Annotated in this window: 17 protein-coding genes; 5 read left to right on the forward strand and 12 right to left on the reverse strand. The window is 65.0% G+C overall.

Going from position 1 to position 20,991, the window contains the following annotated elements:
• Nucleotides 1-311 precede the first annotated feature (311 nt).
• The 4 genes from HOP59_RS11375 to gorA all read right to left on the reverse strand — a co-directional run bounded on the left by HOP59_RS11375 (nucleotide 312) and on the right by gorA (nucleotide 4,356).
• Entirely contained in the window at nucleotides 312-707 is a 396-nt protein-coding gene (locus HOP59_RS11375; RefSeq protein ID WP_010628596.1) for an ectoine synthase, read from the reverse strand.
• Nucleotides 708-792: 85 nt separating this feature from the next.
• Entirely contained in the window at nucleotides 793-2,058 is a 1,266-nt protein-coding gene (gene ectB, locus HOP59_RS11380; protein WP_234254032.1) for a diaminobutyrate--2-oxoglutarate transaminase, read from the reverse strand.
• A gap of 79 nt (nucleotides 2,059-2,137) precedes the next feature.
• Nucleotides 2,138-2,716, reverse strand: coding sequence for a diaminobutyrate acetyltransferase (ectA, locus tag HOP59_RS11385; protein ID WP_010628598.1), 579 nt, complete (start codon nucleotides 2,714-2,716; stop codon nucleotides 2,138-2,140).
• 278 nt (nucleotides 2,717-2,994) lie between these two features.
• Complete coding sequence (gorA, locus tag HOP59_RS11390; RefSeq protein WP_234254033.1) at nucleotides 2,995-4,356, reverse strand: glutathione-disulfide reductase; 1,362 nt, start codon at nucleotides 4,354-4,356, stop codon at nucleotides 2,995-2,997.
• Nucleotides 4,357-4,564: 208 nt separating this feature from the next.
• On the opposite strand from gorA, the gene can reads away from it, so the two are divergent.
• From can to HOP59_RS11405, 3 genes are all read left to right on the forward strand, one after another.
• A complete protein-coding gene (can, locus tag HOP59_RS11395) occupies nucleotides 4,565-5,221 on the forward strand; it encodes a carbonate dehydratase (RefSeq protein WP_010628600.1) in 657 nt (218 codons plus the stop codon).
• Nucleotides 5,222-5,304: 83 nt separating this feature from the next.
• A complete protein-coding gene (gene pepQ, locus HOP59_RS11400; RefSeq protein WP_234254034.1) occupies nucleotides 5,305-6,612 on the forward strand; it encodes a Xaa-Pro dipeptidase in 1,308 nt (435 codons plus the stop codon).
• A gap of 5 nt (nucleotides 6,613-6,617) precedes the next feature.
• On the forward strand, nucleotides 6,618-7,658 hold the full coding sequence (locus HOP59_RS11405) for a hydrolase (RefSeq protein ID WP_234254035.1): 1,041 nt from the start codon (nucleotides 6,618-6,620) through the stop codon (nucleotides 7,656-7,658).
• On the opposite strand, the gene msrA is transcribed toward HOP59_RS11405, so the two are convergent.
• From msrA to galU, 6 genes are all read right to left on the reverse strand, one after another.
• Nucleotides 7,639-8,253 carry a peptide-methionine (S)-S-oxide reductase MsrA gene (gene msrA, locus HOP59_RS11410; protein WP_234254036.1) on the reverse strand — a complete coding sequence of 205 codons (615 nt, stop codon included), beginning with the start codon at nucleotides 8,251-8,253 and terminating at the stop codon, nucleotides 7,639-7,641. The two genes, HOP59_RS11405 and msrA, sit on opposite strands and share 20 nt — an antisense overlap.
• 33 nt (nucleotides 8,254-8,286) lie before the next feature.
• A complete protein-coding gene (gene tamB / locus HOP59_RS11415) occupies nucleotides 8,287-12,597 on the reverse strand; it encodes an autotransporter assembly complex protein TamB (protein ID WP_234254037.1) in 4,311 nt (1,436 codons plus the stop codon).
• Entirely contained in the window at nucleotides 12,561-14,432 is a 1,872-nt protein-coding gene (tamA, locus tag HOP59_RS11420; protein WP_338073330.1) for an autotransporter assembly complex protein TamA, read from the reverse strand. The genes tamB and tamA overlap by 37 nt, the downstream gene beginning before the upstream one ends.
• A 64-nt stretch (nucleotides 14,433-14,496) precedes the next feature.
• Complete coding sequence (locus HOP59_RS11425) at nucleotides 14,497-15,435, reverse strand: coiled-coil domain-containing protein (RefSeq protein ID WP_010628606.1); 939 nt, start codon at nucleotides 15,433-15,435, stop codon at nucleotides 14,497-14,499.
• A gap of 78 nt (nucleotides 15,436-15,513) precedes the next feature.
• Nucleotides 15,514-16,824, reverse strand: a complete 1,311-nt coding sequence (locus HOP59_RS11430; protein WP_010628607.1) for a nucleotide sugar dehydrogenase — start codon at nucleotides 16,822-16,824, stop codon at nucleotides 15,514-15,516.
• Nucleotides 16,825-16,829: 5 nt separating this feature from the next.
• A complete protein-coding gene (gene galU / locus HOP59_RS11435; protein ID WP_010628608.1) occupies nucleotides 16,830-17,720 on the reverse strand; it encodes a UTP--glucose-1-phosphate uridylyltransferase GalU in 891 nt (296 codons plus the stop codon).
• A gap of 154 nt (nucleotides 17,721-17,874) precedes the next feature.
• On the opposite strand from galU, the gene ubiG reads away from it, so the two are divergent.
• Together ubiG and HOP59_RS11445 are read left to right on the forward strand one after the other, a co-directional pair.
• A complete protein-coding gene (ubiG, locus tag HOP59_RS11440) occupies nucleotides 17,875-18,594 on the forward strand; it encodes a bifunctional 2-polyprenyl-6-hydroxyphenol methylase/3-demethylubiquinol 3-O-methyltransferase UbiG (protein ID WP_010628609.1) in 720 nt (239 codons plus the stop codon).
• Nucleotides 18,591-19,256, forward strand: coding sequence for an HAD-IA family hydrolase (locus tag HOP59_RS11445; RefSeq protein WP_010628610.1), 666 nt, complete (start codon nucleotides 18,591-18,593; stop codon nucleotides 19,254-19,256). Before ubiG ends, HOP59_RS11445 begins: the two co-directional genes overlap by 4 nt.
• Nucleotides 19,257-19,423: 167 nt before the next feature.
• On the opposite strand, the gene HOP59_RS11450 is transcribed toward HOP59_RS11445, so the two are convergent.
• Nucleotides 19,424-20,179, reverse strand: a complete 756-nt coding sequence (locus tag HOP59_RS11450) for a YciK family oxidoreductase (RefSeq protein ID WP_010628611.1) — start codon at nucleotides 20,177-20,179, stop codon at nucleotides 19,424-19,426.
• A gap of 27 nt (nucleotides 20,180-20,206) precedes the next feature.
• Entirely contained in the window at nucleotides 20,207-20,977 is a 771-nt protein-coding gene (gene ybgF, locus HOP59_RS11455; protein WP_010628612.1) for a tol-pal system protein YbgF, read from the reverse strand.
• Nucleotides 20,978-20,991 lie beyond the last annotated feature (14 nt).

Here is a 20,991-nt window from a genome sequence, read left to right on the forward strand (position 1 = left end):
CAGCGCATTGGGCGCAGCGACAGTGGGCTTGGCACAATCCCGGGTAACACCGGGGTCTGGGGCGCTTGGGCAATCGCGCCGGGCATGACGGGGGATGATAAGGATTTCGAGGTGGGCTTGTCCAACATCGTAACAGATAGCTGATTTAACATAATATACATTATGCGAACTATCGGGATGCAGAATCACTGCGCTCGGGCGATGCCGTCCTTACCTGTCTCTTTCCTTGATACGCCAGACCCCGGTGCCTTGATACGCCAAACCCCGGGCGTTGGCCGGGGTTGCGGTCTGTACCTGAGCCTTTGAGTCTATCAGGCTTCGTCGGGCGGCGCGTAGGAACCGTCCTCGCGATGCACTTCCTTGCCGGTGATCGGCGGCGTGAACACACAGGCCAGATGCATGGTCTTGTGTGCGCGCAGCAGGTGTTCGTCGTGCTGGTCGAGAACGTAGATGTCACCGGGCTTGATCGGCCAGATCTTGCCGTCGGCCAGAGTCTCCACTTCACCTTCGCCTTCGATGCAGTACACCGACTCGTAGTGATGCTTGTAGTGAATGTGAGTCTCGGTGCCTTCGTAGATCCGCGTGATGTGGAACGAGAAGCCGCCACCATCGCTGGCCAGCACCAGACGCGTGCTGTCCCAGGTGCCGCTTTCCGACTTGACCAGGCGGTCGGTCTTACGCGCTTCCTCGAGATTGCGAACGATCATTGCTCTGTCACTCCATACGATCCATGGACTGGCCGGCTGACACCGCAGCCGGCCGGTTTCTGCCCGTTGCTCGGCGAATCGCCGCTCAACCAAAGACTTCCTTTACGCTGGCCTCGAGGATATCCAGCCCCTCGAGCAGATCCTCGTCGGGAATCGTCAGCGGACACAGACACTTGACCACCTCGCCGGCCTGACCACTGGTCTCGATCACCAGCCCCTTCTCGAAGGCCTTGGCGGTGATCTTGTCGGCCAGCTCGCCGTCGCCCACATCGATGCCGCGCATCAGACCACGGCCGCGCTCGCTGGCATTCACACCCTGCTCGCCAATCCAGGCGGCAATCTTCTGGAAGCGGTCCTCGACCACCCTGCCCTTGCGCTGAACGTCACGCTCGAAGGTGTCGTCCTGCCAGTACTTTCGCATGGCCGCCGCGGCCGTGGCAAAAGCCAGGTTGAAGCCGCGGAAGGTGCCGTTGTACTGGCCGGGCTTCCATTTATCGAGTTCCGGCCGCATCAGCACGTGAGCGAACGGCAGGCCGAAACCGGACAGCGATTTGGAGTTGGTGACGATGTCGGGCGTGATGCCGGCATGCTCGAAGCTGAAGAACTTGCCGGTGCGGCCGCAGCCGGCCTGAATGTCGTCGACGATCAGCAGGATGCCGTGGCCGCGGCAGATCCGCTCCAGACGTTTGAGCCAGTCGAGCCCGGCCACGTTGATACCGCCTTCGCCCTGTACGGTCTCGACGATCACCGCCGCCGGCAGGTCGAGGCCGCTGGAGTTGTCGCCCAGCAGCTTCTCGAAGTAATCGAGCGTGTCAGCATGCTCGCCAAGATAGCCGTCATATGGCATGAAAGCGCTGCCCTGCAGCGGGATGCCACCGGTGGCTTCGCGGAACTTGCGGTTGCCGGTGGTGGCAAGCGCGCCCATGGTCACGCCGTGAAAGCCGTTGGTGAAGGTCACGATGTTGTGCCGGCCCTGGGCTACCCGGGCCAGGCGAATCGCCGCCTCGACGGCGTTGGTGCCGGTCGGGCCTGGCAGATGCACCTTGTAGTCCAGCCCACGCGGCTTGAGGATCACTTCCTCGAGGGTTTCCAGGTAGTCGCGCTTGGCGGCGGTCCAGAAGTCGAGGCCGTGAACGATGCCGTCGCTATCGAGATAGTCCAGCAGCGCCTGCTTCAGGTGCGGGTTGTTATGGCCATAGTTGAGGGTGCCGGCGCCGGCCAGAAAATCGATGTACTCGCGGCCGTCCTCGTCGGTCAGGCGTGCGTTCCTGGCCTTGGTGAAAACCACCGGAAACGAGCGGGAATAGGTGCGCACATTGGATTCGAGACGTTCGAGTGTCTGGGTCTGCATGGTGACCTCCTGTCAGATGATCAGGCGAAAGGCTGCGTGGACGACCGAGCCGCTCGGCCGTCCGGCAATGGGATGGGGATCAGATGCGCCGCGTATCGAAAGGGCCGATACGTACGAGATTCTCGGGGTCGTGCTCACCGCCGAGTTGATCCGTCGAGAAGTATTCACGGCTATTGAGGGGTGCCTGCCAGCGATCGGCAAGGCGGCGGAAAAGCCCCCAGGACGCCTGATTGTCAGGCGTGATGGTGGTTTCCAGATGGTGCACGTCGAGCAATTCGGGGCGGCTCATGACGGCTTCTACCAGGCGCCGGGCCAGGCCGGTACCGCGCGCCTTCTCGCCCACCGCCACCTGCCACAGGAAATAGGTATCCGGCGCGTTGCTCTTCACGTAGCCAGAAACGAAGCCGACGATTTCGCCCTCTTCATTGGTGGCAACGGCACAGGTGTCGCGAAATTGGGTCGCCAGAAGCAGGTAGGCGTAGGCGGAATTGACATCGAGTGGCGGGCAGGACTTGACCAGTTCGTAGATGCCCCAGCCGTCGTCTGGGTTGGGTTTGCGGATGAACAGCGGCGAGGCATCGCTACCGACCACGGCATCGGCCACGCTGGGGCGGGCCAGGTCGGCGGAAGGAGTGAAAGGCTGCGGTGTCATGTTCATGGTCAGGTTTCGCTGTAGCGATGTTGCAGCTAATGATAACAGGGCTTAGCGACAAATCAAAACTAGCGTTATGACTGAGGCACAGTTCAATAACAAAAAATTATCAAGATTTTCCAAGCCGTACGCATCGCCTACAACGCGAAGCCGGCCTGGATAGGATCTATCGCAAGTCTAGTCCAGGATTTCACCGGCGTAGGAAATGAAACGGGCCGCCTGAAAAGGCGGCCCGACGTGAGGCACTGAGTGCTTGCAGAGAACGTGCTCGATTGGCGGCCGCTCTAGCGCCTCGACAGCGTGCGCATGGTGACGAATTCTTCGGCAGCAGTAGGATGAATGCCCACGGTGGCATCGAAGTCCGCCTTGGTGAGCCCCGCCTTCACCGCAATGGCGATGCCCTGAATGAGCTCCCCCGCCTCTTCGCCGACCATATGGGCACCGACCACCACGTCGCTGACATCGTCGACGATCAGCTTCATCAGGCAGCGCTCCTCGCTGCCGGAAAGCGTATGCTTCATCGGTCGGAAATCGGTGCGGTAGACGCGAATCGCGTCATACTCCTTGCGCGCCTGCTCTTCCGACAAGCCAACCGTGCCGATGTTGGGATGACAGAACACGGCCGTGGCGATGTTGCGGTAATCCATGGGCTTGGGCGGTGCCTCACCGAAATGCTGGCTGACCAGATGCATGGCTTCCGCCAGCGCCACCGGCGTCAGCTCCGGCCCTCCCGTTACGTCGCCCAGCGCCAGGATGGAGGGCATGGTGGTCTCGAAGCGGTCGTTCACCTTGACGGTACCGTCGGGGTTGAGGGCGATGTCCAGCGCATCGAGCCCGACCCCCTCGAGATTGGGTTTGCGGCCGGTAGCCGCCAGCACCACGTCCACCTCCAGCGACTCACCGTTGGTCAGCGCCACGAGAAGCCCACCCTCTACCTTCTCGATGCTTTCGATATTGGTCTCGAAGTGCAGGTTCACACCCTTGGCGGCCATCTGCTCACGGGTGAATTCACGCACCTCGCGATCGAAGCCGCGCAGGAACAGCTCGCCGCGATAGACCAGGTGCGACTCGCTGCCCAGCCCATTGAAGATGCTGGCAAACTCCACCGCGATGTAGCCGCCGCCCAGCACCAGGAAACGCTGCGGCATGCGCTCCAGATCGAACACTTCGTTGGACGTCACGGCCATTTCGCGACCGGGGAAGTCGGGTACCCAGGGCCAGCCGCCCACGGCCACCAGAATCTTGGCGGCGGTGTAGGCACGGCCATCGACCTCGACGCGGTGAGCATCGACTACCCGCGCCCGGCCGTGAATCAACTCGACCCCGGCGTTGCCCAGCAGACGACCGTAGATCTCGTTGAGGCGTTTGATCTCGCGCACTTTGTTGTCGCGCAGGGTGGCCCAGTCGAAGCGCGGGGCCTGGGGCAGGCTCCAGCCGAACCCTCGGGCGTCTTCGAAGGCGTCGTGAAAATGGGCGGCATAGGAATAGAGTTTCTTGGGCACGCAACCCACGTTCACGCAGGTGCCGCCCAGATAGCGATCTTCGGCAACGGCCACTCTGGCACCGGTTGCCGCTGCGGTGCGGGCGGCACGAACCCCACCGGAGCCGGCGCCAATCACGAACAGGTCATAGTCGAAGTCTGACACGCATTTCTCCTCGTCTAGCCGGGATTGGTGGCATACCCGGTCTGATCGGCAGATCATAACAGTGCAGGTGTAACCCTGTAGAGCGATGCCCCACGTAGAGCGGTGCCCCATGTAGAGTGGTACCTAGGTGCAGCTCCTGGTTGACCGACTCGGGGCATGGCGGTAAAAGGTGCCCTCCCCACTCTCTGACCTTCGGACGGACTCTGCCATGAACCAGGAAATCGACTGCCTGCTGGAAAACAACCGGCGCTGGGCAGAGCGGATGTGTCAGGAAGATGCGGACTATTTCACCCGCCTTTCCCGCCAGCAAAACCCCGACTATCTTTGGATCGGCTGCTCCGACAGCCGGGTGCCGGCCAATCAGATCGTCTCGCTGCCACCGGGTGAAGTCTTCGTCCACCGCAACGTCGCCAACCTGCTGCATCACAACGACATGAACGCCCTTTCCGTGGTGCAGTATGCCGTCGATGTCCTCAAGGTCAGACACATCATGGTGGTCGGTCACTACGGCTGCGGCGGCGTGCGAGCGGCAGTGACGGGCGGCGATTGCGGCATGGTGGATTACTGGCTGCATTCGGTGCGCGAGCTCTACAGCCAGCATCGCCCTTCGCTCGAGGATTTACCGCTGGACCAGCAGGTCGACCGGCTTTGCGAGCTCAACGTGCAGGCACAGGTCAACAACCTGTGTCGCACCAAGATCGTTCAGCTCGCCTGGCAGCGCGGCCAAGAACTTTCCGTTCACGGCTGGATCTACGGCCTGGGCGATGGTCGCATCGCCGATCTCGGCTGTACCGTGGAAGGACTGGATCAGGTGGCCACGCTTTATCGCATCGACCGGCTTCAGGCAGCGTCCGACAGTTGCTAGGCTCTGGCTGAAGCTGACCGGCTCGAAACCGCCCATACCAGGCCTTACACTTGAATCGAAGCCACCAACTGCCGGAACCTGACATGCCCGACGCTCTTGCCCCGCTTCAGAACAGACACCTCGAGGCCCTGGAACGGCGCTACGCCGAGGTGTTGGGCGCCCTGGGGTATGACGGCGTATTGATCTACAGCGGCCACCCTGCCCTGCACTTCGGCGACGACCAGCACGCTAGCTTCTGCAGCTACGGCCATTTCCAGCACTGGACCGGTCAGGCCGGCCTGACTCATAGCTGGCTGCTGGTGAGGCCGGGCCAGCGCACGACCTGCTTCGTGCATGCGCCAGACGACTTCTGGCATCTGCCGCCAAGCCTTCCCGACGAGGGCTGGACCGAATACCTCGAGGTGATCAGCGGTCGCTTCGAGACACCGCCGGCAGTGAAGGCCAGCCGCCTTGCCGTGATCGGCGACATTGATGACGACACGGCTCGCGCCCTTGGCGCCGAGCGCAATCCCCCCGCCCTGCTGATCGCCCTGGATGAGGGCCGGGTACGCAAGAGCGAGTACGAGATCGCCTGTCTGAGCGAGGCCAACCGGATGGCGCTGTACGGCCACCGAGCCGCCCAACAAGCATTCCTGACCGGCGCGAGCGAACTCGACATTCAGCTGGCCTACCTCAAGGCATCGCGACAGCGTGAAAGCGACGTGCCCTACGGCAACATCATCGGTCTCGGCGCCCATGGCGCGGTGCTGCACTATCAGCATTACGCCAATGAAGCGCCGGTGTCGCGCCATAGCCTGCTGGTGGATGCCGGGCACCGTTACCGCGGCTACTGCGCCGACATCACCCGCAGCTGGCCGGGGCCGGACGCCGCCCCCACCTTCGCCGCGCTGATAACGCGCATGAACGACATCAAGCAGCAACTGGTTGCCGCCCTGGCGCCCGGTGTCGAGTTCGTCGCGCTGCACGAGCGTATGCATCAGTTACTGGGGGAACTGCTGGTCGAGAGCGAACTGGTCAGCGCCTCCGCCGAGGCCGCGCTCGAAAGCGGTATCACCCGCGCCTTCTGCCCTCATGGCCTGGGCCATCTGCTGGGCGTGCAGGTACACGACGTGGCCGGACGCATGAGCCGTGAAGGCACGGCTCTGCCACCGCCGCCCGAGCATCCGGCGCTGCGCCTGACCCGGGAACTGGAAGCGGGAATGACGGTCACCATAGAACCCGGGCTCTACTTCATTCCCATGCTGCTCGGACCGCTGGAGGCAGGCCCCGCGGGTAGCGCCGTGAACTGGCCGCTGGTCGAACGCCTGATGCCTCATGGCGGTATTCGCATCGAAGACAACGTGGCCATCGCCACGAACTCGGTACGCAATCTGACCTTGGAACACGAGTGAGCGACATGCGTGAACGGCAGCAAGAGGCCGACTTTGCTCCGCCGCGCGGATTCAGCAATCCGCACGTTCAGACGCTGCTGCCCCGCTTTCTGCCCCGCCCCCGACTCGCCCGTGACGTCGAGTTATTCGAACTCCCCGACGGCGACTTCGTCGAACTCAACTGGATCCGGCCGATCCCCACCAGCAGCACGGCGCCGATCCTGGTGCTGTTTCACGGTCTGGAGGGCTCGTTTCACTCCCCCTATTCCCGCTGGCTGCTCGCCACGGCCAGCCGCATGGGCTGGCGCACGGTACTTATGCATTTCCGCGGCTGCGGCAGTCAACCGAACCGCCTGCCGCGTGCCTACCACAGCGGCGACACCGCCGATGCCTATTGGTTGATCGCCGAACTTTCGCGACGCTACCCCGGCGCCTTGAAGGTGGCCGTCGGAGTATCACTGGGCGGCAACATGCTGCTCAAGCTAGTGGCGGAACAGGGTGGCAGCGGCCTCGATCTGGCCGGCGCCATCGTGATCAGCGCCCCGCTCGACCTTGCCGCCAGCGCCGATACCCTGAACCGGGGCTTTTCCCGGGTATACGAACGCCATCTACTCAGGGCCCTCAAACGCAAGGTGGCGCCACGGCTGGTGCGCGGCGAGCTGCCGCTGTCGCTGAACGGCGAGGCGCTGCAGCGAATCGACAGCCTGCGTGGATACGACGATGCCGTGACCGCCCCGCTACACGGCTTTCAGGGCGCCGACGATTATTATCGGCGCGCCTCGGCCGGAAGGCTGCTCGGCGACATCGAGCTGCCGACCCTGATCCTGCACGCCGATGACGATCCCTTCATGCCGGCCGGACTGTTCCAGCGCCTACCACAGCCTTCCGCTGCGGTGCATCTGGAAATCACCCACCATGGCGGGCACGTCGGCTTCATGGAATGGCGCCACAAGCGTCTCTCGCCATGGCTGGCCCGACGCCTCGCCCGCGAGCTGGAAGGCTGGGCCAGTCTCGGCGACTCGTGGCGCTCGATCGCCGACCACCGGCTCAGTCGATCGGACAGCTGACTCCGGTTCCCTTCAGCCCGCAGTAGCCGCCCGGGTTCTTGTGCAGATACTGCTGATGGTACTCCTCGGCCGGATAGAAGACATCGAGGGATGCGATCTCGGTGGTGATCTGGCCGCGCCCTGCCTGAGCCAGCGAATACTGATAGACGTCCCGGCTGCGCTTGGCGGCTGCCAGTTGGGCATCGCTGGTGGCGTAGATCGCCGAGCGGTACTGGCTGCCAATGTCGTTGCCCTGGCGCATGCCCTGAGTCGGATCATGGGCTTCCCAGAACACCTTCAGCAGCGTTTCGACGTCTACCTGGCGAGGGTCGAACACCACCCTCACCACCTCGGCGTGGCCGGTCCTCCCGGAGCAGGTCTCCTCATAGGTGGGGTTGGGCGTCACCCCGCCGGCATACCCAACCGCCGTTACATACACCCCCGGGTGCTGCCAGAACAGACGCTCGGCGCCCCAGAAGCAGCCAAGCCCAACAACCAGCTGCTCATGCCCCTCGGGAAACGGCGGCAGCATCGAGCGGCCGCTGACGGCATGCACGCCGGATATCCGAAGCGGCGTGTCGCGCCCCGGCAGGGCATGAGTCGGATCGATGTTCATGACGTTATCCTCGCAGCAACACGTTGAAGGCGCTCACTGAGCGGGCTCGAGCCGTGGCGGCCGACCGGGCCGGGAGAAGATGTAAACCAGATCGACGGCCTGGGCGGCTCCGGAAACGGCCTGCACGTAGAGATTGCGCCACAGGGTATAGCGCAGCGTAAGCTCCGCGATCGGCGAGAAGATACCGACACCATAGCTGACGCGCAGATCTTCTGTCAGGTAGCCGCTCACGACCACCTGACTGTCGTCGCCGACGCCGGTCGTCTCCAGCGCCAGATCGTCGATGCCGAACGCCTGGCCGATGGCACCGACCACCCCGCCGGTCTGCCCCAATGCCAGGCCCACCAGGGCCGAGGTCAGCGCGCCGTCCGCGTCGCCGTCCCGTGGTGCCCGGCCGCGCAGCAGGTACGACAGTGCCCGCGCTTCGTCCATGGCCGGCTCGGAGAAAATCGCCAGGGTTGGCTCGGCAGCGAAGCCGGTAACGCGCAGCCCAGCAATGACGCCATCCTCGGTGATGTCGGGATTGCGTATGGCTTCGAAGTCGAGCAGCGGCTGATCCGGTGGTCCGCTGAACAGCAGCTGCCCCTGCCGAATCAGCAGATCCTGGCCGAAGGCGCGGAAACGACCGTCAACGAGGTTGACCTCGCCGAACAGCTGCACCGGGCCATCCTGCTGGCGCACTTGCAGGGTGCCGGCCAGGCCAGTTTCCAGGCCCGACGCGGCAAGCATCATGTCCGGTCCCAGATGTAGCTCGATACGCACGTCCAGTTCCATGCCCGCCTCGCGCAGCGCCACGGCGGCGGCTTCGTCACCGCCGGCGGTCGGTTCCAACTCCTCACGCCGCTGGGCTCGGGCCTCATCGCGCCGGGTGATGATGATCTCGTCTGGACTGGGACTGACTGCCGCCGGCGGCGCCTCGCCGATCTCCAGTCGTGCCCAAGGCACCTGAACGTCGCCCCGCACGCGCAGTGCCTGCGGGGTAATCCTGACGGCGATCTGAGGGGAGACTCGCAGGCGGCCGAACTGCGGCATGCTCACCAGCAGCGGCCGCCGGGTACCGTCAAGGTCCATGGCGATGCGCCACTCGTCGAGCGAGGGCCAACTGGCGTTGCCGTCGATCACCAGGCGCCCGTCGTCGCTAGCGACATAGCCCATCAGGCGTGCACTGTCGCCGTTGAATTCAATGCGAATGCGGCCATCCTCCACGATCAGCGGCACATCCAGCCCCGAAGCGCGCAACCCGGTCAGTTCCAGCGCACCATCCAGGCTGGGGTTGTCACGGTTTCCGGAGATTCCGACCCGGCCGGCCAGGGTACCTTCCAGCATGTCGAGCCCGGCTGCCAGAGTCTGGTAGCGGGACAGATCGAGAGCATCGACGACGAGACTACCGTCAAGCTCTCCGCTGCCCAGCGGGTCGTTCAGATCGAGATTCAGGGCCAGCCGCCCGGCATCGCCAAGGCCCAGGTCGAGAGCCAGCGCCATACGCGCCTGGTTGGCATCCAACTGCACGTCGAGGCGAGTCGCGGGCATCGCCCAGGGCTGCCCATAGATATCCACCCCTTCCAGGTCGAGCTGGCTGGCCAGATTCGCCTCGGCGCTCCACTGCCGACCGCCCTGTCGCCAACCGGCCTGCAGCTGTAGGTCGGTCTCGCCGCTGGCTCGCCAGTCCTCCGGTAGCCACTCGTTGAACATGCTCATGGGCAGCCCGCGCACGGCCAGACTCACCTGGCCCTGGTCGGCGCCGGCCTGCAGCGTCTCCTCCACACACAGGTGTCCGCCCTGCTCTCGACGCAGGCAGAATGGCTGTACCTGAGCCCGGCTCGTCGCCAGATCGAAAGTGAACGTCACGGGATCAGCGAGTCGCATCTCGCCGTAATCGGTATCGACCTCCAATGGATCGATGCGACCACTGTAGCGCTGGCGCTCGGTGGAGAGCCCACCCTCGAGCACCAGCGAGGCACGCGACAGCGGCATGCCCCGCCCGGCAAGCGCGGTCAGTTCGGCCCGATGGGACGACAGCCGGCCGGACAGGGCCAGCGACACCTCGCTGAAACGTTGGCCCCCGGCGTTTAGCTGCTCGATGACGAGATTGCCATCGAGGGTCGGATCGTCCAGCCCCTGGACGCTAGCGGTGAGCTGCAGCGCCTCGAGGCGGTTCTCGGCAAACGCCAGGGTCTGGCCTTGCAGGTCGAGCTGCAAGCGTGGGTTCTCCGGTGTACCGGCGGTGCGGAAGCGACCGCTCAGGCTTCCGCTGAGGTCGTCGTGCAGGCTGCCGAGCTCGGTCAGCGAGATGTCGCCGCTGAGGTCCATGCGCTGCTCGGTAATGGCGCCGGCAGCGGTGATGCGGTTCTGCCCCTGGCGGAAATCGAACTCCTGTACCTGCCAGCGCATGTCACTGTCACCGGCCAGGCGTGCCCGCAGCGACAGCGGCAGCTCCTGCAGCTGACCGTCGATGGCCAGCCGCGGCACCCGCAGCTGCCAGCCTGCTTCGACCTGATTGAAAGCGAGGTCTATATTCCCGCTGAGGCGCCCCTGCATGGCATCGGTGAACTGGCCGGGGTCGAGATTGTCGAGGCGCACGGTGGCATCGAGCGCCAGGCCGTCATGCCATTCGATGCGCCCACGGCTGACCACCGAGGCATTGCCGAGGCTCAGGGAGAGCGGGGTCCAGGCAAAGTGCTCCAGGTCGCCGCTACCGGTAAGGGCAATCCGGGTCAGCGGCACCTCCGGCCCCTCGACCCGGGCCGAGAGTGCCGCGCTGTACTGGTCGAGAGTGCCCGACAGACGCAAATCGAGGTCCTCGATCACATAGGGGTCGTCGAGCGCGTCATCCTCTTCGGCGAAGGCGGCCGCCATCGGCAGCGGCCACTGCAGGAACTCGCTGCGCAGCCTGGCGGAGAAAGGCACCTCAGGATCGAGCACATCGGCCTGGGCGGTCAGTCGCGTGCCCACCGGGCCGCGTGCCACGAGCTCGGCGTCAAGCTCGGCCAGCGTGCCGTCGAGCCTGAGGTCGAGCCGCTGCCCGGCAAGTTCGGGCATCAGCTCCGGCAGCCACAGCGCGGCCTCCAGCCGCGCCTGGAGCGGGTAATCGTCACGCAATTCGATGCGGGCGCCGAGCCTGACGTCGGCGTCCAGGCTGGCGGCTTCCAGAGCAACGATCTCGACCACGTGGCCGCTGGCCTCGAAGGCCAGGGTGAGATGACGCAGGTCATAATCGAGCGGCCCCCGCACCTCGACGTCGTCGAGATGAATGCGCGGCGCCGCTATCGTCAAGGGCAGGACGATTTCCGGCAGTGCGATGCGCTCGCGCTGCGCCAGTGGCTCGTCGGGCTCACCGGCCTCGATCGGCAGCGGTGCCCGAGCAGCGGCCTCGGCGGCGGCCAGTGCCTGAGCGCTCAGCACCGGCGTGCCTGCCGGCGCCTCCAGCGCCAGTTGCTCGGCCCCGCCCGCTGACAGACTGACCTGTAGCCGCTCGAGCCGTGTGGGCAGCAGCGTCAGCCGTTCGCCCTCGGCCTCGATCCCGGTATGCAGTCTGTTCCAGGCAACCTGGGTGCCGTCGCCCAGCCGCAGCACGACATCTTCGATGACCAGCTCGGGGGCCGTGATGTCGAGCGGGAAGTGGAACGGCGCCGGCGCGGTGGCCGCCGGCAGCTCATCGGGAACATCCGCTGCCGGCGGAGCGGCCCCCTCGCCCGCCCTCTCCTCCACGGCTTCGGCATCGGCATCGGCATCGGCGGGCAGCGTCACGTTCAGGCCTTCGGCTCGTGAAGCACCGAGCTGCAGTCCTGAATTCTCGGCCATGGCGGTGGTATCCAACTGAGCGAGTTCGACCTGCGTGCCGTCGGCCAGACTCACCCGGGTATCCACCAGCACCAGTTCGCGCACCTCCATGGGGAACGGCAAACGGATCGGATCGCTCGCCTCGGCCTCGTCCTGGGCCGCTGCTGCGGGCGCTTCGTCAGCGGCCTGTCCCGGCTGCAGCCGTACCCGCCCCCCCTGCATGGCCAAGCGTTCGATACACAGACGCCCCCGCAGCAGGCAGTCATCCGCCCAAACGAGTTCGAGCCGTTCGGCGGCGATGTCGGCAGGACCCGCCTCGATCTGGAACCCATGCAGCACGAGTCGATCCAGCGGCGCCCCTTCGATACGCTCCAACTGATAGAAACCACGCTTGGCCCCTTCTTCGAGCAGCAAGCCGGCCCCCCAGGGTGACAGTGCCAGGCCCAGCACGAGGAAGAGCATGCCGATGGCCACCAGCGGCAGCACGATCAGTAAACGGAGCAGCGACCACAGCAGCAGGCGCATTCTCAGAATTCCGGGCCGATGGCGAAGTGCAGACGCCACGAGTTCTCCTCGTCATCGAAGGGGTGAGCGATATCGAAACGCACCGGCCCGACGGGGGATATCCATCTGACGCCGAGGCCGGCACCGGTATTGAGGGTTTCCGGCCACCAGTCGTCGAAGGCATCGCCGCTGTCGACGAAGGCGGCGCCCCACCAGTTGCCGGAGACACGCCGCTGAAGCTCGGCGCTGCCGACCAGCATCTGCTGCCCGCCGCGCAACAGACCTTCTTCGTTACGTGGCGCCAGAGTCTCGAAGCCGTAGCCCCTTACCGAACGGTCGCCGCCGGCAAAGAAGCGCAGCGAGGGCGGCACCTGGGAGAAGTCATCGGTTTCGATGGCTCCGACCCCCAGCCGGGTGACGAAACGCAGGTCGTCGCCCAGCATGCGGATCCATTCGGTGTTGCCGGTCATGCGCAGAAAGTCGGCATCGGAGCCCCACACGCTGTCCGAATACTCGAATGTAATGCGCTGGCGATCGCCCCAGGTGGGAAAACGGGGGTCGCGGGTGCGCGTACGCGACCAGCTCACCCCGGGGTAGTAGATGAAAACACTTTCGGCTTCACCCCCCTGGGTGAAGTCCTCGTAGGTAGCGCGCACGAACAGGGTCTGTACCCAGCGGTTGTCGAACTCCCAGCGGCGTGCCGCTTCGATGGTGGCTTCGTTGGTACGCGTGTCCTGATTGTCGCGATGGCGCAGGCCGTACTGGAAGCGATACTGATCGCGCAGCGGGTCGTCGAGCGGCAGCAGATAGGTACCGGTGAATTGTTGCTCCGGCTGCGAGACGAACAGATCGTGTTCGAGGCTGTGCCCAAAGCGGTTGATCCAAGGCTGATTCCAGCCGAAATTCATGCGTGGCCCCACGTCGGTGGCATAGCCGATGCCGGTTTCGAACTGGTGACGATCGGCCGGGGCCAGGGATACGTCGATCGGCATGCTGGGCTGCTCCGGCGCGTGCACCCGTGCAACGGCAGCCAGCGCCGAGGCGGAGAGCCGGGGGCCGGTCGCCAGGGCGGTGCGCGTCGAAGGCACCTGTGGCAATGCGGCCTCGCCCTCGGTCGCCACCGCGTTCCACCACCCTACGGTTGGCGGGGCCAGGGCAAGCTCACGGCGGGCATCGAGCCTTGGCCGTACGCTGACTGAGCTGAACCAGTTGGTCTGCCCGAGCCGCTGGGCATAGAGCGCCACCTGACCGGCAAGATAGGGCTGGCCGGGTTCGAAGGGCGCGATGTTGCGCAAGCGATCTTCGACGATATGGTGGCCGCGTATGGTGATATTACCGAAGGTGTAGCGTCGCCCGCTGTCGAGAGTGAGGTAGAGCCTGGCGCTCTCGTCGAAGGGGCGCACTTCCATGCGTCGGTCGGTGAAAGACCAGTCGAAATAGCCCCGTTCCAGGGCGAGGTTGGCCAACCGATTGCGCATGCGATCCCAGGGCGCATGCTCCAGGGGATCTCCCACCTGGAGAGGCAAGTCATCCACGGTGTCACGAAAAGGCCCGTCGCGGGCAGCGTCGCCCTCGATGCGCACCTCGAGCACCTGCACGACGACCTGCGGGCCGGGATCGATGGCCAGTTCGACGTAACGCGGCGGCTCCTGCTGATCGAGCCGGGGGCTGATACGCGGCTCGTAGTAGCCGTAGACGCGCATGGCCTCGCGAGCACGACGCACCACCACGCCTTCGAGGCGACGGCGGTCGTACTGGGCGGCCTCCAGTTCGCTGAGATAGTGACGAATGTTCTCCGCAACCGGGTCCGTCACCCCGTCGACTCGTGCCTCGAGTGCCAGCGCTCCATGCGCCATGCCAAGACACAGGGCCGCCGCCCCCATGCGTGAAATCACGCCTCTTCCCATATTCACGGCTTCCCGTCTTGACTGCTGCCGGCCTGCCCTGGCCCCGGCTATCCTACCGCAGGGCCTCCAGCCCAGCGCTCAGCGACAGCTGCTCCTGGCGCAGCTCGCGCAGTTCCGCATCGATGCCTGCCAGCCTGGCGCGCAGCTCATCGACGACCTGAGAGGTTTCGTCGGCTTCAGCGACAGTCTCGATGTCGCCGGCCAGCGTCTCGAGCCGCTCCTCCAGCGCTGCTTCGCGAGCCTGGAAGGTTTCATCCAAGGCAGCAAGCTGCTGCTCGATGAGCTGCTGGACATGCTCGTCCAGGGCTTCGAGCCGCTCATCGAGCGATGCTCTCATGCTCTGCTGCTCTTCTGCCAGCGCTTCTTGGGCGCTTTGCAGCTCCTCGACATGTTGTACAACACTTTCATCATCTTCGGCCAGTGCATCGATTCTCGCCGCCAGGACCTCGCGCCCCTCTTCGCCTGCCCGCTCGAGCGCATTCAGCGATGAGCGTACCGCACCCAGCAACGCCTCGCGGTCTTCGGCCTCGGTGACTATTCGCTCGACGTTTCCGGAAAGATCATCGACCAGCAGAGCAATGTCGTCGATACGTTCATCGATGGCTTCGAATCGCGAACCGTCCCGCTCACCGACCTGCTGTACGTCGACTTCCAGACTGGCCATCCGTGCCACCAGGGATTCGGCATGATCCATGACCGCCGAGAGGCGCGACTCGAGGCGCTCGAAACGCTCGCCGCGGCCCTCCTCGGCATCGAAGCGGGCATGGACATTGGACATCTCGGCAGTGATCTGGAGCACCTGCGCATTCATTCGCTCACGCTCCTGCCACCCCAGCCAGCTCACCCCAACCAGCATGACCAGCAACAGCAGCACGGCCAATTTCAGCGGCCACAGGCGGGGCTGGGGCGTCATAGGGCGGCGCGGCCTTGTCAGGCTGGTATCAGGATCGGGCACGATGGGACGTCGCTCGGAAGGACGCGCTTCGGGCATGTCGAACTCCTTGTTGGCAGGTGCGGCAGGCGCCTCACCATTGTAAGCAGGTTGCACGCCTGCGCGCACACTGCCACCTCAACGCGTCGAGCTCTCTCCGGGTTCGGCACGCCGACCGATACCACGGTAGGCCAACCCCCAACTGGCGACGTGGGTGGGATCGTAGATATTACGGCCATCCAGCAGCAGCTTCTCATGCAGCAGCTTGGCCAGCCGAGACCAGTCGGGATTCCAGTAGTGCTTCCACTCGGTGACCAGCATCAGCGCATCGGCATTTTCACAGGCGGCATAGGGATCGCCGTCGAACAAGCTGAGCAACGGGTGGTCCCCCACTTCGGCGCGCAGCGCCGGAACGGCTGCAGGGTCGTGAAGCTGCACCCGCACTCCCTGAGCCCAGAGTGCCCGAAGCAGCGTCAACACCGGTGCATGATCGATACGCGCCGAGCCGGGCTTGAAGGCGGCGCCCCAGATCGCCACGGTGCGTCCTTCGAGCTGACCGTGGAAATGGGTCCAGAGCTTGCGGAACAGGGTCTCCTTCTTCTGCTCGTTGATGTCCAGCACCTGTTCGAGCAGCGCGGATTGACGCCCGCTGGCCTCCTGTACGTCGGCCAGTCGCATCAGATCGCGGGAAAAGTGCGGACCGCCGAAACCGCAGCCCGGGTAGAGGTACTCATAGCCGATGCGGGAATCGGCCCCCATCCCCTGGCGCACGTACTCCACGTCGACGCCCAGGCTGTCGGCAAGACCGGCAATCTCGTTCATGTAGCTGATACGTGTCGCCAGCATGCCGATGGTGGCCAGCTTGGTCAGCTCCGCGGCGCGGCGCGGCATGAGCTGCATCACGTCACGCCGCCGGTTGAAGGCTCGCAACAGCTCGCGTACCTGCGCCTCGGCATGCTCGTCGTCACAGCCCAGCAGCCAGCGGCCAGGACGGGTGAAACTGGCCCAGGAGCGCCCTTCCTCGATCATGTCGACCAGGGCGACGGCGCGCCGACCGTTGCCGCCGAGACGCGCCTCGAGGCGTTCGGTCTCGCCCACCGGAAAGGTGGAGTTGTTGACCAGGATGAGCGCTCCCTGCTGCCGTCCGGCGACCTCAGCCACCAGCTCGTCGGCTTCCTCGCGCTGCTCCGGCGAGAGCGCGAGCCAGAGAATGTCGATGGCCTCGCCCGAAGCCGCGCCTTCACCATTGGCCAGGCTCAAGGTGCCCTGCTCCAACCCCTCTTCGAGACGCTCGAGCAAGTCGGGCTCACGACGCAGCCAGTCGGCGGCCTGCAGCGCCGGCCAGCGCATCGAGGCATGCGGCACCCAGCGGACCTGGTGGCCGACCCAGGAGAGCGCAGCGGCGGCCGTAGCCGCCGCCAGTTCGCTGCCATGTATCTGTACGCGCATGACACTTACCCCGCTTGGCTATAGCGAGCGAGCAGTTCGCGGAATCCCTCGCCAAAACGGGGGTGGCGCCGGGCATAGACCAGGGTGGCCTCGAGATAGCCGAGCTGATGCCCGCAGTCGTAGGTCTTGCCGCACATGCGCCAGGCATCGACGCCGTCGCGCTGGCGCAGCGTCTCGATGGCGTCGGTGAGCTGGATTTCGTCGCCGGCCCCGGGCGGCGTCTCGGCCAGCAGCGCAAAGATGCTGCCCGGCAGCACGTAACGCCCAATCACGGCCAGATTGGATGGAGCATCCTCCCGGGCCGGCTTCTCGATCACCCCGGCCAGCGGACAGGAGTTGCCGGCAGCGGGCGGCTCGCCCTCAGGGCTCACGATGCCGTACTTGTGCACGCTATCCCAGGACACCTCCTCCACCATCAGCTGCGAGCGCCCGGTCGTCTCGTAGGCATCCAGCATGCCGGCGAGATCGTTGCGCTCTAGCCCTTCGTCGTCCACCAGCACGTCCGGCAGCAGCACCGCAAACGGCTCGTCGTCGCCGATCACCGGTCGCGCACAGAGCACGGCATGACCGAGCCCCAGCGGCTCGTGCTGCCGTACGCTGATGATGTTGACGTCGGCGGGTACGATGGAGCGCAGCTCATCGAGCAGCTCCTGCTTGTTCTTGGCCTCGAGAGTGGCTTCCAGTTCGAAATGGGTGTCGAAGTGGTTCTCGATGGCGCTCTTGCTGGCGTGGGTCACCAGCACGATGTCGCGAATACCGGCCTTGACCGCCTCGTCGACCACATACTGGATCACGGGACGATCGACGATGGTGATCATCTCCTTGGGAATCGCCTTCGAAGCCGGCAGACAGCGGGTGCCGAAACCGGCAACGGGGAGTACGGCCTTGCGGATCATGGTGCCTTCCTTGTCGGTTGGTGGAAAAGAACTTCCCGGGCCTGTCCTAGATTCCGTCATGGGAAAGCCCGGGCAGCTACGGGTACAATAGCGCATGATACCGAAGGTAAAGAATGTTGCCAGGGTGCCAGCCCAATTGACACGGAGAGATCACATGAGCGCAAGTTTCCACCACAACGTCGACCAGGGCGAGATCGCCAAGTTCGAGGCTCTGGCCAGCCGCTGGTGGGATCCGCAGAGCGAGTTCAAACCGCTGCATGACATCAATCCGCTGCGTCTGGACTTCATCGATGCCCGCTGCGGCCTGGCCGGGCGCAAGGTGCTGGACGTCGGCTGCGGGGGCGGCATACTCGCCGAGGCCATGGCCCATCGCGGCGCCAAGGTCACCGGTATCGACATGGGCGAGGCGCCCCTCGCCGTGGCACGCCTGCATGCTCAGGAGAGCGGCGTCGATGTCGAGTATCGCCAGGCCAGCGCCGAGGCCATGGCCGCCGAACAGCCCGGCGAATACGACGTGGTGACCTGCCTCGAAATGCTCGAGCACGTGCCCGATCCGGGTTCGGTCATTCGCGCCTGCACCTCGCTGGTCAAACCGGGCGGGCAAGTGTTCTTCTCGACCATCAACCGCAACCCCAAGGCCTACGCCCTGGCCATCGTCGGGGCCGAATACCTGTTGCAGATGCTGCCTCGTGGCACCCACGAGTATCGCAAGTTCATTCGCCCTGCCGAGCTTGCCGGCTGGTGCCGCGAGCACGGCCTCAGCGTCCGCGAGCAGAGCGGCCTGGTCTACAATCCGCTGACGCGGCGCTATCGCCTCTCCAGCAACGACGTCTCGGTCAACTACCTGATGCACTGCCAGCGGGAGCAGGCATGAACGCGTCGCCTCCCGCAGCATTGCTGTTCGATCTCGACGGTACCCTTGTCGACACCGCCCCCGATCTGGCACGCGCCACGAACGCCCTGCGGGCTCATCACGGCATGGAGCCGCTGCCCTACCCGGTGATTCGGGCCCAGGTGTCGAATGGCGGCAGCGCCCTGGTCGCCCTGGCGCTGGGTCTGGACAAGACGCATCACGGCCATGACGAAGCGCGCCAGTTCCTGCTTGATGCCTATGGCCGGGCGGTAGCCGACGAGAGCTGCCTGTTCCCCCACCTCGACCGGTTGCTGACCAGGTGGGAAGCGCAGCATCGCCCCTGGGGCATCGTCACCAACAAACCGCGCGCCTACGCCGCACCGCTGATCGAAAGCCTGGGACTGACCCCGGGCGCCCTGCTCTGCGCCGACGACCTGCCGCAGCGCAAGCCCGCGCCGGAGCCGCTGTGGGTGGCAGCGGAACGGCTGGACGTCTCTCCCGCCCGCTGCTGGTACATCGGCGACCACCTGCGCGACATGCAGGCCGCCCGCGCCGCCGGCATGGTCGCCGTCGCCGTGGGTTACGGTTACATCGAGGAGGGAGAGGATTACCGGCAGTGGCCGGCCGATCTCTGGTTCGAGACCTGCGAAGCGCTGGTGGAAGCCCTGCTACAGCCCGTCTGAGAAGCCCCAGACAGGCTGCAGTCAAACCAGAGACCGCTAAGCTAGCGCAAATAGGCGAGCGGGATGAAGCGCCAGGCGCCCGAGGCACAGCAATCCGAGCGTATGGGGTTATACGTGAGGAATGCGAGCATTCGGGCAACGCAGCGATTCGCCCGCGCAGCCATTTGTTATTTAGGCTGGGCGTCGAAGCGCTGGCCGTTTACCCCCTTGCTATCCGGCCCCATCAGCCACAGATAGGTCGGCATGATCTCTTCCGGCGTACGTAACGTCTGCGGGTCTTCGCCCGGATAGGCGTTGGCGCGCATCTTGGTGCGGGTTGCCCCTGGGTTCAGGGTGTTGACCCGGATCGTGCCCAGGTGCTCGACTTCCTCCGCCAGCACCTCCATGAAGCCCTCGGTGGCGAACTTGGAGACGGCATAGGCGCCCCAGTAGGCACGCCCCTTACGTCCCACGCTCGACGAGGTAAACACCACGGAAGCATCGGCTGAAGACTTCAGCAGCGGCAGCAGAGCCTGGGTCATCCACACCGGGCCGTTGATGTTGATCTGCATGACCTGATCCCACAGCTCGGGGTTGTACTGCTCGAACGGGGTGATGCGACCGAGCAGGCCCGCGTTGTGCAGAATGCCATCGAGCCGGCCGAACTCCTTGTCCAGCGTCTCGGCCATGTCGTGGTAGTCCTTCAGCGTGGCGCCTTCGAGATTGAGCGGAAAGATGGCCGGCTGAGGCCCGCCGGCGGTCTCGATCTCGTCGTAGACCTTTTCCAACTTGGCGATGGTGCGTCCCAGCAATACCACCGTGGCACCGTGACGGGCATAGGCCAGCGCAGCGGCGCGACCGATGCCGTCACCGGCCCCCGTCACCAGGACGATGCGATCGCGAAGCAGATCGGCGGGCGCCTCGTAGTCGAACTTGCAGGTCATCTTCACTCCTTTGGCAGGGCCAGTGCGTTACAGCGACTGGCGCAGGAAATCGTTGGCGAGGCCAGCGGCACTACTGTCAGGATAGTCGTCACGCACCCGTTCGAGCAGGCCACGGCTCTCCTCGAGCTCGCCCTGACGTGCCTTGATCAGGCCCAGCTTGTACAGAGCATCCGGCACCTTGCTGCTTTGCGGATAGTCGTCGATGACCGTGCGGAATGCCGTCTCCGCCTGATCCAGGTTGGCCTCCGCCGAATGCAGCTCGCCCAGCCAGTAGTAGCCGTTGGCCGTGAGCGTGGTGTCGGGGTGGTCGACGACGAAGGCATCGAAGGCCTGGATGGCCTCGCCGAACTGGCGCGACTGAACCTTGGCGAAAGCGGCCTGATAGGCAGCCTGCGCATCGGCGCTGGTGCCGCTGGGAGACGGCGTCTGCGCTACCTGGCGAGCCGCGTCCTGATCGACCTCGGGACTGGTCTGAATACCGGCGCTGCCGGCGGTGATCCGCTCGTCGAGGTCCATGTACTGCTGGCGGGTCTGGTTGCGCAGCTGCTCGAGCTGGTGACGCAGCTCCTCAATCTGACCGCGCAGCTGCTGCATCTCGCGTTGATGGTCCTGCAACTGATTGTAGAGCACCAGGCTGCCACCGGGCTCTTCACGCACTTCGGCCTGCTCCATGAACCCGCGGGGCTGAGCGGTGCGGTCTTCCACGATCGGGCGCTGCTGCGCTTCGACAAGGCTCATCACGGACAGCGGGAGCACCAGGGCTCCCGCGCCGCACAGCCTTTTCAGACTGTGTCTCATGCTTTACTCCCTCG

This window comes from Billgrantia aerodenitrificans (genome assembly GCF_021404405.1).
Classification (GTDB): Bacteria; Pseudomonadota; Gammaproteobacteria; order Pseudomonadales; family Halomonadaceae; genus Halomonas; species Halomonas aerodenitrificans.